13 protein-coding genes are annotated in these 12,810 nt (G+C 63.1%); 12 read left to right on the top strand and 1 reads right to left on the bottom strand.

The annotated features are described in order from the left end of the window. Window positions 1-99 precede the first annotated feature (99 nt). Window positions 100-576 (top strand): transcription elongation factor GreA, encoded by a 477-nt coding sequence (gene greA, locus CF70_RS03740; protein ID WP_035860659.1) that lies wholly within the window; start codon window positions 100-102, stop codon window positions 574-576. 10 nt (window positions 577-586) lie between these two features. Beyond that, on the top strand, window positions 587-1,090 hold the full coding sequence (locus CF70_RS03735; RefSeq protein WP_035860548.1) for a DUF4149 domain-containing protein: 504 nt from the start codon (window positions 587-589) through the stop codon (window positions 1,088-1,090). A gap of 86 nt (window positions 1,091-1,176) precedes the next feature. Here CF70_RS03735 and CF70_RS03730 read toward each other — a convergent pair whose 3' ends face one another. Beyond that, window positions 1,177-1,674 (bottom strand): YhbY family RNA-binding protein, encoded by a 498-nt coding sequence (locus tag CF70_RS03730; protein WP_035860547.1) that lies wholly within the window; start codon window positions 1,672-1,674, stop codon window positions 1,177-1,179. Window positions 1,675-1,868: 194 nt separating this feature from the next. Here CF70_RS03730 and CF70_RS03725 point away from each other — a divergent pair, with 194 nt between their 5' ends. The 10 genes from CF70_RS03725 (at window position 1,869) to phoB (ending at window position 12,746) form a co-directional block, all read left to right on the top strand. Beyond that, window positions 1,869-2,534 carry an RlmE family RNA methyltransferase gene (locus tag CF70_RS03725; RefSeq protein ID WP_035860545.1) on the top strand — a complete coding sequence of 222 codons (666 nt, stop codon included), beginning with the start codon at window positions 1,869-1,871 and terminating at the stop codon, window positions 2,532-2,534. A 103-nt stretch (window positions 2,535-2,637) separates the two neighbouring features. Then, entirely contained in the window at window positions 2,638-4,521 is a 1,884-nt protein-coding gene (gene ftsH, locus CF70_RS03720; RefSeq protein WP_035860543.1) for an ATP-dependent zinc metalloprotease FtsH, read from the top strand. A 249-nt stretch (window positions 4,522-4,770) separates the two neighbouring features. Then, window positions 4,771-5,568 carry a dihydropteroate synthase gene (gene folP, locus CF70_RS03715; protein WP_414629420.1) on the top strand — a complete coding sequence of 266 codons (798 nt, stop codon included), beginning with the start codon at window positions 4,771-4,773 and terminating at the stop codon, window positions 5,566-5,568. 87 nt (window positions 5,569-5,655) lie between these two features. Next, window positions 5,656-7,002 (top strand): phosphoglucosamine mutase, encoded by a 1,347-nt coding sequence (glmM, locus tag CF70_RS03710; protein WP_035860542.1) that lies wholly within the window; start codon window positions 5,656-5,658, stop codon window positions 7,000-7,002. Window positions 7,003-7,262: 260 nt separating this feature from the next. Continuing rightward, the gene (gene pstS, locus CF70_RS03705; RefSeq protein WP_035860539.1) at window positions 7,263-8,297 is read left to right on the top strand and encodes a phosphate ABC transporter substrate-binding protein PstS; all 1,035 of its coding nucleotides are present in this window, start codon (window positions 7,263-7,265) and stop codon (window positions 8,295-8,297) included. Between the two features lie 250 nt (window positions 8,298-8,547). Further along, window positions 8,548-9,513, top strand: coding sequence for a phosphate ABC transporter permease PstC (pstC, locus tag CF70_RS03700; protein ID WP_035860537.1), 966 nt, complete (start codon window positions 8,548-8,550; stop codon window positions 9,511-9,513). Then, entirely contained in the window at window positions 9,510-10,409 is a 900-nt protein-coding gene (gene pstA / locus CF70_RS03695; RefSeq protein WP_035860534.1) for a phosphate ABC transporter permease PstA, read from the top strand. Before pstC ends, pstA begins: the two co-directional genes overlap by 4 nt. 53 nt (window positions 10,410-10,462) lie before the next feature. Further along, window positions 10,463-11,251 (top strand): phosphate ABC transporter ATP-binding protein PstB, encoded by a 789-nt coding sequence (gene pstB / locus CF70_RS03690; RefSeq protein WP_035860531.1) that lies wholly within the window; start codon window positions 10,463-10,465, stop codon window positions 11,249-11,251. A gap of 56 nt (window positions 11,252-11,307) precedes the next feature. Further along, a complete protein-coding gene (phoU, locus tag CF70_RS03685; protein ID WP_035860529.1) occupies window positions 11,308-12,012 on the top strand; it encodes a phosphate signaling complex protein PhoU in 705 nt (234 codons plus the stop codon). Window positions 12,013-12,038: 26 nt separating this feature from the next. Then, the gene (phoB, locus tag CF70_RS03680) at window positions 12,039-12,746 is read left to right on the top strand and encodes a phosphate regulon transcriptional regulator PhoB (RefSeq protein ID WP_035860526.1); all 708 of its coding nucleotides are present in this window, start codon (window positions 12,039-12,041) and stop codon (window positions 12,744-12,746) included. Window positions 12,747-12,810 lie beyond the last annotated feature (64 nt).

Raw genomic sequence — 12,810 nt, 5'->3', positions numbered from 1 at the left:
ACAACCTGAAAGGCCGCGGTTGAGCGGAAGTGCCCCGGGCAACGATGCCGGTGCATGGCTCCAGCTCCGCTGCGGCTCATTTTTTTGCAGAACGAAGACATGAGCACGATTCCGATTACAAAGCGCGGCGCCGAGCTGCTGAAAGAGGAACTGCAGCGCCTGAAGGCCGTCGAACGTCCCGCGGTGATCAATGCCATTTCCGAAGCGCGCGCGCAGGGTGACCTGTCCGAAAACGCGGAATACGACGCCGCCAAGGAAAAGCAGGCCTTTATCGAAGGCCGCATTCTGGAGGTGGAGTCCAAGCTGTCGACCGCGCAGGTCATCGACCCGACCCAGCTCGATACCGATGGCCGCATCGTGTTTGGCGCCACCGTGGACCTGGAAGACCTGGAGTCGGGCAAGCCCGTGAGCTACCAGATCGTCGGTGACGACGAGGCCGATCTCGACAGCGGCAAGATCTCGGTCAGCTCGCCTATCGCGCGTGCGCTGATCGGCAAGTTCGAGGGCGATGTGGCTATCGTGCTGGCCCCTGGCGGCGAGCGCGAGTACGAAGTCATCACGGTTCGCTACGTCTGAACGAGGCTGCGTGTTCTCCTCCTCCTACTCGAGCCTGCCGCCGCTGCCGCATCGGATCTTTCTCCTGCTGACCGTAGTCTGGGCCGGCAGCCTGTGGACCGTGGGCTACATGGTGGCCCCGACGCTGTTTTCGGTGCTGCCCAGCCGGGAGACCGCCGGGCTGATCGCCGGGCAGCTGTTCCGGACCGAGGCAATCCTTGGCGTGGTGGTCGGCGTGCTGCAACTGGCGCTATGCAACCTCATGATCCGCCGTGGCGCGAGGCGCTACCGGGGGCTGCGCTGGCTGGTGCTGGGCATGCTGCTTTGCGTGCTGGTGGGATACTTCGGCATCCAGCCCTTCATGGAGAACCTGAAGGACAAGGCGACGGCGCTGGGCGTGGGCGTGTCCGAATCCCCCTATAAGGGGCAGTTCGGCATGCTGCATGGTGTGTCCAGCGTGTTCTACCTGGCGCACAGCCTGCTTGCGCTGGTCCTGGTGTGGCGCGCGGCGGCGCCGCGTTCGGCGGGCGAGTAGGGCAAGCCGGCAAGGCGTGTGGCGGACCCCCGCGTGGGGGCCGCCGATATCAAGCCGGCGCGCGTCAGGAGGCGCCGGCCAGTCGCTCAGTCGAGCGCTTTCTTCTTCTGGCTGGTTGGACGGGCACGTGCACGCTTGACGTTGCCGCCAGCGGTGACGCGCTCGTTGCCCAGTACCGTCACTTGCGAGCGCTTCGGGCGGCGATTGGGCGCGGCGCTCGGCTTCCTGACGGTCACGGTGCGCGGCGCGGCGCCGCCACGCGGGGCCAGGCGGCCCAGTTCCTGCGGACGATTTTCCTTCAGGACGGCCGGACCCGGGCGCCATACCACCAGCAGCTTGCCGATATGCTGGATCGGCGCGGCGCTGAGATCCTCGCAAATGGCTTCGTACATGGCGATACGGCTTTCGCGGTCGTCGCCGAACACGCGGATCTTGATCAGGTCGTGAGACGCCAGGCTGCGGTCGATTTCGGCCAGGACGGGCCGGGTCAGGCCCTCGCCGCCGATCATCACGACCGGGTTGAGGCCATGGGCACGTGAGCGAAGTTCGGAGCGCTGGGCGGGAATGAGTTGAAGAGCGGGCATAAGTAAAGCGCAGGCGAGGGCGCAAATGGGCGCGCAAGTGGTGCGCAAACCAAGGCACTGAAGTGCCGAAAAAGCGAATCGGCGCGTATTATCCGTCAAACTGGCACGGTCAGGCTGCAAAATCAGCAAAACGAGTGAAAAACGCACGGTCGACCGCGGGTCGGCGGCGTTTTTCTCAAACAGATGTCTCCGGAATGGCCAAGAACAAATTCAATCAGGCGTGGTTGCACGACCATATCAACGACCCCTACGTCAAAATGGCGCAGCGCGAAGGCTATCGGGCCCGCGCAGCGTATAAGCTGAAGGAGATCGACGAGCAGGACAAGCTGATTCGTCCCGGCCAGGTCATTGTCGACCTGGGCGCTGCCCCCGGCAGCTGGAGCCAGTACGCCCGCAACAAGCTGGCGGCTTCGCCGCGCGCCAAGGACGGCGGCATCGACGGCGCGGTGATCGCCATCGACCTGCTGCCCATGGAGGCGGTCGCCGACGTCACATTCATCCAGGGTGACTTCCGCGAGGAGGATGTTTTCCGGCAGCTGGAGGAAATCGTGCTGCAGGCGTCCGGCGGTGCAAAGATCGACCTTGTATTGTCGGACATGGCCCCCAATTTGTCAGGTGTAGCCTTTGCCGATGCCGCCCGTATCGATTACTTGTGCGACCTGGCGCTGGAATTTGCCCAGGCGCATCTGAAGCCGGAGGGCTCATTGCTGGTAAAGTGTTTCCATGGCAGCGGTTACAGCCAGATCGTGGAGAAGTTCAAGCGCCAGTTCAAGGTGGTCGCCAAACGCAAGCCCAAGGCGTCGCGCGACAAGTCTTCAGAGACCTTCATTCTTGGGCGTTACCTCAAGTCGGCGGGGTGAAGCGAGCCTATCGCTTCGATCAATTTGCTTTTTCCCCCGACACCGGGCGCTGCATTACAATGCAGCTATCCCGTTGGCAAGGCGTTCGTAAAGGAGTTTGGCCTTGAATAACAACCTGTTTCAAAAGGCGGCAATCTGGCTCGTGATCGCGCTGGTGTTGTTTACCGTCTTCAAGCAGTTCGACAAGCCCCGCGCGCAGGAAGGCGTCACCTATTCGCAGTTCATGGATGATGCCAAGGCCGGCAAGGTGGGCCGGGTCGACGTGCAAGGCCGTAATCTGGTGGTGACGCCCAAGGAAGGGCAGAAGTACACCATCATCTCGCCGGGCGACATCTGGATGGTCGGCGACCTGATGAAGTACGGCGTTCAGGTGACCGGCAAGGCTGACGACGAACCCAACATGCTGGTGCAGGCCCTGTACTACCTCGGGCCCACCCTGCTGATCATCGTGTTCTGGTTCTACATGATGCGGCAGATGCAGGGCGGCGGCAAAGGCGGCGCCTTTTCCTTCGGCAAGTCGCGCGCACGCCTGATCGATGAAAACCAGAACGCGGTCACCTTCCAGGACGTCGCCGGTTGCGATGAATCCAAGGAAGAAGTGGTCGAGCTGGTGGACTTCCTCAAGGATCCGCAGAAATTCCAGAAGCTGGGCGGCCGTATCCCGCGCGGCGTGCTGCTGGTCGGCCCTCCGGGCACCGGCAAGACGCTGCTGGCGCGCGCGATCGCCGGCGAAGCCAAGGTGCCGTTCTTCAGCATCTCCGGTTCGGACTTCGTTGAAATGTTCGTCGGCGTGGGCGCGGCCCGTGTGCGCGACATGTTCGAGAACGCCAAGAAGCAGGCGCCCTGCATCGTCTTCATTGACGAAATCGATGCGGTCGGCCGTCACCGCGGTGCCGGCATGGGCGGCGGCAACGACGAGCGCGAGCAGACCCTGAACCAGATGCTGGTCGAGATGGACGGCTTCGAGGCCAACTCGGGTGTGATCGTGATCGCCGCCACCAACCGTTCGGACGTGCTGGACAAGGCGCTGCTGCGCCCGGGCCGTTTCGACCGCCAGGTGTACGTCGGCCTGCCCGACATCCGCGGCCGCGAGCAGATCCTGAAGGTCCATATGCGCAAGGTGCCGATTGGCAACGACGTCGACGCCTCGGTAATCGCACGCGGTACCCCGGGCTTCTCGGGCGCCGATCTGGCCAACCTGGTCAATGAAGCCGCACTGTTCGCCGCCCGCCGCAGCAAGCGCGTGGTCGACATGCAGGACTTCGAGGACGCCAAGGACAAGATCTACATGGGTCCGGAGCGCAAGTCCACGGTCATGCGTGAAGAGGAACGCCGTGCTACCGCGTACCACGAGTCCGGCCATGCGGTGGTGGCAAAGCTGCTGCCGAAGGCGGATCCGGTGCACAAGGTCACCATCATGCCGCGCGGCTGGGCGCTGGGCGTGACCTGGCAATTGCCTGAGCACGACAAGTACTCGAAGTACAAGGACAACATGCTCGACGAGATCGCCATCCTGTTTGGCGGCCGCGCGGCGGAAGAGGTCTTCCTCAACGCCATGAGCACCGGTGCTTCCAACGACTTCGAGCGCGCCACCAAGACGGCCCGCGACATGGTCACCCGCTTCGGCATGAGCGATACGCTGGGTACCATGGTGTATGTGGATACCGAGCAGGATGGCATGTTCGGCAAGATGTCGTCCAAGACGGTGTCGGAAGCCACCCAGGTCAAGGTCGACGCGGAAATCCGCCGCATCGTCGACGAACAGTACGGCCTGGCCAAGCGACTGCTCGAGGAAAACCGCGACAAGGTCGAGGCAATGACCGCGGCCCTGATGGAGTGGGAAACCATCGACGCGGACCAGGTCAACGACATCATGGCAGGCAAGCCGCCGCGGCCGCCGCGTGGTGCCTCCAGCCAGAACGGTGGTGGCAACACCCCGTCGGGCGGTTCGCCGGTGGCCCCCGCCAACGCACCCGCCACGGCCTGAGCGGCATAGCCGGCGCGGCAACGACGTCGGCGGACCAGTAGCCCTGGTGCCGTAGTGGTGGCTGTAGCGTTTGTTCACCAAGCCTGAAGCCGGCGCCTTGTGCGCCGGCTTTTGCTTTGCTGGCGCCGCATATTGCTCAGCCAGGTTTCCTTTATCGTCTCTCGCTCTCATATCTTGTCGTCGATCTCAACTGATTCGTATTTCCAATGCGGCCGCTACCGATTCGCGCGTGACCGCCGACCCCTGGTGATGGGTATTCTCAACGTCACCCCGGATTCCTTTTCCGATGGCGGCCAGCATGCCGGCCGCGATGCCGCCTTGCGGCATGCCGAACGCATGATTGCCGAAGGCGTGGACATCATCGATATTGGCGGCGAGTCGAGCCGGCCAGGATCGGCGGCGCTGCCGCTGGAGCAGGAACTGGAGCGCGTGTTGCCGATGGTCGAGGCGCTGCGCGACTGTGGCCGGGCCTTGTCGATCGATACCTACAAGCCGGAAGTCATGCGCGCCGCGCTGGCCGCCGGCGCCGACCTGATCAATGACATCTGGGGCTTCCGCATGCCCGGCGCGGTCGAGGCGGTGAGCGGGGCGGATGCCGGGCAGGCCGCGTTGTGCGTGATGCACATGCAACGCGATCCGCAAACCATGCAGGAGCACCCACAGTACAAGGACGTGGTACGCGACGTGGCCGACTTCCTGCGGGAGCGCATCGGCGTGCTGCGTGATGCGGGCATCGACGATACCCGCATCACGCTCGATCCGGGTTTTGGCTTCGGCAAGACGCCGGATCATAATCTGCGCCTGCTGGGCCAGTTGCCCCAACTCGCCGTGGAAGGATTGCCCCTACTGGTGGGGTTGTCACGGAAGTCGACGCTCGGCACGATTCTGGGCGGCCGCCCACCGCAGGAACGCGTCGCAGCCAGCCTGGCCGCGGCGGTGTGCGCGGCGGAGCGGGGTGCGTATATCGTGCGCGTGCATGATGTAGCGCAAACCGTGGATGCCCTCAAGATCTGGTGGGCCATCCGTCATGAAACCATTGCCAGTTAACATTTGTTTTGATTATTGGCATCCAGCATTGCGCATTTAGCCCTTAGCATTCGGCATCGCAAGACAGAACAACGGGAGAAAGACCTTATGACACGCAAGTACTTCGGCACGGATGGGGTGCGCGGCAGGGTAGGCGAGGCGCCGATCACGCCCGACTTCGTGATGCGCCTGGGCTATGCGGCGGGCATGGTGCTCGCCCATGGCGCGAAGCAGCAAGACCAGGCGCGTCCGACCGTGCTGATTGGCAAGGACACGCGTATCTCCGGCTATATGCTGGAGGCCGCGCTGGAGGCCGGCTTTACCTCGGCTGGCGTCAACGTGCTGCTGACCGGGCCGCTGCCGACGCCGGGCGTGGCGTATCTCACGCGCGCCCTTCGCCTGTCGGCGGGCGTGGTGATCTCTGCCAGCCATAATCCCTACTACGACAACGGCATCAAGTTCTTCTCGGCAGACGGCGACAAGCTGCCCGACGCGGTGGAAATGGCAATCGAGGAGGCACTGGAAGAGCCGATGGTGTGCGTGCGCTCGGACGATCTCGGCCGTGCACGCCGCATCGAGGATGCTGCCGGCAGGTACATCGAGTTCTGCAAGAGCACGTTCCCCTACGAGCAGGACCTGCACAAGCTCAAGCTGGTGGTGGATTGCGCCCATGGGGCCGCTTATCACATTGCCCCCCACGTTTTCCACGAACTGGGCGCCGATGTGATCTCGATCGGCAACCAGCCAGACGGACGCAATATCAATGCGGGCTATGGCGCCACCGCGCCTGAGAAGCTGATCGAGGCTGTCAAGGCCAATGGCGCGGACCTGGGCCTGGCCTTCGATGGCGATGCCGACCGCCTGCAGGTGGTGGACCGCGACGGCCGTCTGTTCAACGGTGACGAACTGCTTTACCTGATCGTGCAGGACCGTCTCCATGCGGGGCAGGCCGTGCAGGGTGCGGTGGGCACGTTGATGACCAATATGGCGGTCGAGCTGGCGCTAAAGCGCCAAGGCGTGGAGTTCGTGCGCGCCAAGGTGGGCGACCGCTATGTGCTGGAGGAACTGAACAAGCGCAAGTGGACGCTGGGCGGCGAGGGCTCGGGCCATCTGCTCTGCCTCGACCGGCATACCACCGGCGATGGCATCGTGTCTGCCTTGCAGGTCCTGGCGGCGTTGCGCCGTAGCGGCAAGAGCCTGGCCCAGTTGCTGGAAGGTGTGTCGCTGTTCCCGCAGACGCTGATCAACGTGCGGGTCGAAAAAGGCTTCGACTGGCAGTCGCACGCCGGACTGAGCGCGGCGCGTGCTGTGATCGAGCCGCAACTGGAAGGCCGCGGCCGTGTCCTGATCCGTGCATCGGGGACGGAGCCGGTTGTGCGCGTGATGGTCGAGGCCGAGCAGGCCGATACCGCGGAGCAGGCGGCGCAGACGCTGGCGGACGCGTTGCGGGCCTGAGCATCGATTGATTCGACGCGTGCAGGAATGCCGGGCATTGCCCGGCATTTTTTTTGTTCCAATCAGCAATTAACCGGCGGAGTTGAAGGCCAGAAGCGAGAGCGGAAGGGGGATGAGTGGCAGCTGTTTTATGTGAGTCGAGGCTAACTTTCCAGCCGCCAGCAAGAAGATCTCGTGATGTCATGGAATTGTCATACAGGGGGCATACAGTTCGACTTGTCAAAAAATTGTCATTCCCCAACCATGTCTCTGGAGGACATATGAAGCTGGTCAAGACTGCCGTTGCAGGCATCGTGTCGTTGGTGGTGGCGGGCACTGCGTTCGCGGCGGAAATTACCGGTGCTGGCGCATCCTTCCCGGCGCCCGTCTATTCCAAGTGGGCCGACGCATACCAAAAGGCAACGGGTAACAAGGTCAACTATCAATCCATCGGCTCGTCCGGTGGTATCAAGCAGATTGGCGCCAAGACCGTCGATTTCGGCGCTTCCGACGCTCCCCTGAAGGACGAGGAACTCGCCAAGCAAGGCCTGGTGCAGTTTCCCACGGTGATCGGCGGCGTGGTGCCGGTGATCAACCTGCAAGGTATCAAGCCGGGCGAACTGACCATCACCGGCGAAGTGCTGGCCAACATCTACCTGGGCAAGATCAAGAAGTGGGACGATCCCGCCATCAAGGCGCTGAACCCGCACGCCAAGCTGCCGAACCAGGACATCCTGCCGGTGCGCCGCGCCGATGGTTCGGGCACGACCTTCATCTTCACCAATTACCTGACCAAGGTCAGCCCCGAGTGGAAGAGCTCGGTTGGCGAGGGCACCACGGTCAACTGGCCGGGCGGCGGCACGGGTGGCAAGGGTAACGAAGGCGTCGCTGCTTTCGTGCAGCGCCTGAACGGCGCCATCGGCTACGTCGAGTACGCCTACGCCAAGCAGAACAAGATGACCCACCTGAACATGAAGAACGCTTCGGGTGCCGTGGTCCAGCCGGGCGACGATGCCTTCAAGGCAGCTGCTGCCGGTGCCGACTGGAGCAAGACGTACTACCAGATCCTGACCAACCAGGCTGGCAAGGCGGCATGGCCGATCGCCGGCGCCACCTTCATCCTGGTCCACAAGAACCAGGAAAAGGCGGCACAGGGCACGGAAGTGCTGAAGTTCTTCGACTGGGCGTACAAGAGCGGTGGCAACATGGCCAGCGATCTCGACTACGTGCCGCTGCCGGACGCCGTGGTGAACCAGATCCGCGCGACCTGGAAGAGCTCGGTGAAGGATGGTTCGGGCAAGGCACTGTACAACTGATCGGCCGGCTGCGAACCCGGCCGCATGTGCAGGCCGGGATTGCAGCTTCGCCTGCCTGGCGCCCAAAAGGCGCCGGGCAGGCAACAAAACACTACGCAGCAGCAGAGCAGCATCACAGCATCACAGCAGAAACAGCAACGCAGAACGTATGGCAAACATCCCGGCACCCGCGGCGCAATGCGCCGGCTCAAGAGCCTGAGCGGGCGGAGCAGCCGGCGACCTGCCCTTAACCGAACTCAAGAACCACATCATGGCGACTACATCCGATCTATCCGCTGTGCGGCCACCCAGCCGTACCGGTGACATCTTGTTTGGTGGCCTGACGCGCGGCGCCGCCATCGTGACCTTGCTGCTGCTGGGCGGCATCATCGTATCGCTCGCGATCAGCGCGTGGCCCACCATCGAGGCCTTCGGCCTGCGCTTCCTGTGGACCGCCGAGTGGGATCCACCCGCCGATGTCTACGGCGCCCTGGTACCCATCTACGGCACCATCGTGACCTCGCTCATCGCCCTGATCATCGCGGTGCCCATCAGCTTCGGCATCGCGCTGTTCCTGACCGAACTGTCGCCGGCGTGGCTGCGCCGTCCGCTCGGCACGGCCATCGAGCTGCTGGCGGCGGTGCCCTCGATTGTCTACGGCATGTGGGGCCTGCTGGTCTTCTCGCCCATTTTCGGCGAGTACTTCCAGAGGCCACTGGCCGCCACGGTGGGCCAGGTGCCGCTGATCGGCAAGCTGTTCCAGGGCGCGCCGCTGGGCATTGGCCTGTTGTGCGCCGGGGTGATCCTGGCGATCATGATCATTCCCTACATTGCCTCGGTGATGCGCGACGTGTTCGAAGTCACGCCGGTGCTGCTCAAGGAATCGGCTTACGGCATCGGTTGCACGACGTGGGAAGTGATGTGGCGCGTGGTGCTGCCCTACACCCGTGCCGGCGTGATCGGCGGCGTGATGCTGGGCCTGGGCCGCGCGCTGGGCGAGACCATGGCGGTCACCTTCGTCATCGGCAATACCAACCTGCTGGACAGCGCCTCGCTGTTTTCGCCGGGCAACAGCATTACCTCGGCGCTGGCCAATGAGTTCGCCGAAGCCGGCGCGGGGCTGCACACCGCTGCGCTGATGGAACTCGGCCTGATCCTGTTCTTCATCACTTTCGTGGTCCTGGCGCTGTCGAAGATCCTTCTGCTGCGCCTGGCCAAGAACGAGGGCGCAAAATGAGCCAAGCAGCAATGTCTTCCTCCTCCTCGATTCCGGCAGTCAGTCCGGATGCGGACTCGATGCGCAAGCGCCTGCAGGCGCGCCGCCGTCGCACCAATTTCTATGCGCTGACCGCGTCGCTGGGCGCCATGGGGTTTGGCCTGTTCTGGCTGGCCTGGATCCTGTGGACCACCATCTCGCTGGGGGTGGGCGGGCTGTCGATGGACCTGTTCACGCAGATGACGCCGGCGCCGAACACCGCCGGCGGCGGCTTGGCCAATGCCATCTACGGCAGCTTCGTGATGGTCGGGCTGGCCACGCTGTGCGGCACGCCGCTAGGCATCCTGGCTGGCATTTACCTGGCGGAATACGGCAAGACTTCGCCGCTGGCCAGCTTCATCCGCTTCATCAACGACATCCTGCTGTCGGCGCCATCGATCGTGATTGGCCTGTTCGTCTACGCGCTGGTGGTGACCCGCATGGGCCATTTCTCCGCCTGGGCCGGCATCTGCGCGCTGGCGCTGCTGCAGATCCCGATCGTGGTGCGTACCACGGAGAACATGCTGAACCTCGTCCCGAACGCACTGCGTGAGGCGGCCTTCGCCCTGGGCACGCCCAAGTGGAAGATGGTGCTGTCCATCACGGTGAAGTCGTCTTATGCGGGCATCGTTACCGGCGTGCTGCTGGCGGTGGCCCGCATCGCCGGCGAGACCGCGCCGCTGCTCTTCACGGCCTTGTCCAACCAGTTCTGGACCAGCGACCTGAACAAGCCGATGGCGAACCTCCCGGTGACCATCTTCCGCTTCGCCATGAGCCCGTTTGTCGAATGGCAGCAACTGGCCTGGGCCGGCGTGTTCCTGATTACCGTTGGGGTGCTGGCGCTGAACATCCTGGCCCGCATTCTGTTCAAGAAATGACCAGCGGCGTGATAGCCACACGGCATTCCCGAAATTCCTTGCGAGAGACGAGCATGACCTCGACCGTCATCGACATTCCCGACACGACCCGCGCCAAGATCGACGTGCGCAACCTGAACTTCTACTATGGCCAGTTCCATGCGTTGAAGAACGTCAACATGTCGATCCCGGAGCGCAAAGTGACGGCCTTCATCGGCCCGTCCGGCTGCGGCAAGTCGACCCTGTTGCGTACCTTCAACAAGATGTACGCGCTTTATCCGGAGCAGCGTGCCGAGGGCGAGATCAACATGGATGGCGAGAACCTGCTGACCGCCAAGCAGGACATCGCCCTGCTGCGCGCCAAGGTTGGCATGGTGTTCCAGAAGCCCACGCCGTTCCCCATGTCGATCTATGACAATATTGCCTTCGGGGTGCGCTTGTTCGAGAAGCTGTCTCGCTCCGAGATGGACGACCGCGTTGAGTGGGCACTGTCCAAGGCTGCGTTGTGGAACGAGGCCAAGGACAAGCTCAACCAGTCGGGCTATGGTCTGTCGGGCGGGCAGCAACAGCGCCTGTGCATCGCACGAGGCATCGCCATCCGCCCCGAAGTGCTCTTGCTTGACGAGCCGTGCTCCGCGCTCGACCCGATTTCGACCGGGCGCATCGAAGAACTGATTGCGGAGCTGAAGGATGAGTATACGGTGGTGATCGTGACGCACAATATGCAGCAGGCCGCGCGCTGCTCGGACTACACCGCATATATGTATCTGGGTGAACTGATCGAATTCGGCGAGACCGAGAAAATCTTCATCAAGCCGCATCGCAAGGAAACCGAAGACTACATCACCGGCCGTTTCGGCTGATTTGAGCGTTGTGCACGTAACGCATAGCATGCAAATAGAGCGGCTAGGAGAACAACATGTCTGACAAGCATCTGTCGACCCAATTCGACGCCGACCTGAACGCCATCAGCACGAAGCTGCTGCAGATGGGCGGTCTGGTCGAGTCGCAGATCGAAATCGCCATGCGGGCGCTATCGGAGTTCGATGCCGATCTCGCCGACCAGGTGATCGCGCGCGAGCAGCAGCTCAACGCGCTCGAGCTCGAGATCGATGCCGATTGCGGCAATATCATCGCGCGCCGGCAACCGACCGCGCGCGACCTGCGCCTGGTGATGGCGATTTCCAAGACCATCACCAATCTGGAGCGCGCCGGTGACGAGGCGGAGAAGATCGCCAAGCGCACCAAGCACATCATGGAAGATTCGGGTGCTCACCAGATCAACTATTCCGAGGTGAAGCTCTCGGGCGATATGGCCATCGCGCTGCTGCGCCAGGCTCTGGACGCCTTTGCGCGCCTGGACACCGTGGCCGCGGCCCGGATCGTCAAGGAAGACAAGGCCATTGATGAAGAATTCCGCGCCTTTGTGCGCAAGCTCATCACCTACATGATGGAAGACCCGCGTACGATCTCGGTCGCGCTCGACTTCCTCTTCATCGCCAAGGCAATCGAGCGTATTGGCGATCACGCCAAGAACATCGCCGAATTCATCATCTACATCGTCAAGGGAACCGACGTCCGCCACGCCTCGCGTGAGGACATGGAGCGTGAAGCGCTGAGTTAAATCGGCGCCACCGCGGAGAAAACTACATGCCAAGCAGCATTCTTGTTGTCGAAGACGAACCGGCGATCGCCGAACTGATCGCGGTCAACCTGCAACACGCGGGACATTATCCGATCCGGGCCTATAACGCCGAGCAGGCACTGTCGCTGATGAGCGACGTGTTGCCGGACTTGGTGTTGCTCGACTGGATGCTCCCAGGCAAGTCGGGTGCAACCTTCGCCAAGGAACTGCGCAACAACGACCGCACCAAGCAGATTCCGATCATCATGCTGACCGCGCGCAGCGAGGAGCAGGATAAGGTACTGGGGCTTGAGGCCGGCGCGGACGACTATGTCACCAAGCCGTTTTCCCCCAAGGAACTGCTGGCCCGCATCAAGGCCGTGTTGCGCCGCCGCGCACCGCAACTCACCGACGACGTGGTTGCCATCAATGGCCTGCGCCTCGATCCGGCCACGCACCGTGTCACCGGCCAGGACGAGGCCGGGCTGATCAAGCTGGATCTGGGTCCCACCGAGTTCCGTCTGCTGCACTTCCTGATGACGCATCCGGAGCGCGTGCACAGCCGCTCGCAGCTGCTGGACCAGGTCTGGGGCGATCATGTGTTCGTCGAAGAGCGGACGGTCGACGTCCATATCAAGCGCCTGCGTGCCGCGCTGACCCCCGGTGGGTACAGCAATATGATCGAGACGGTGCGGGGCAGCGGGTACCGCCTGGCGCGCGCGCCCAGCCACTGACACCAGGCTTGCCACGTCGTCGCCGGCGTGGCGCGTGTCGCCGGGCGGGCGGCCGACCGCTGGC

It is taken from the genome of Cupriavidus sp. SK-3 (assembly GCF_000611145.1).
Lineage (GTDB): Bacteria > Pseudomonadota > Gammaproteobacteria > Burkholderiales > Burkholderiaceae > Cupriavidus.
Note: the sequence above shows the minus strand (reverse complement) of the source record. Positions and strands in the feature narration are given on the sequence as shown.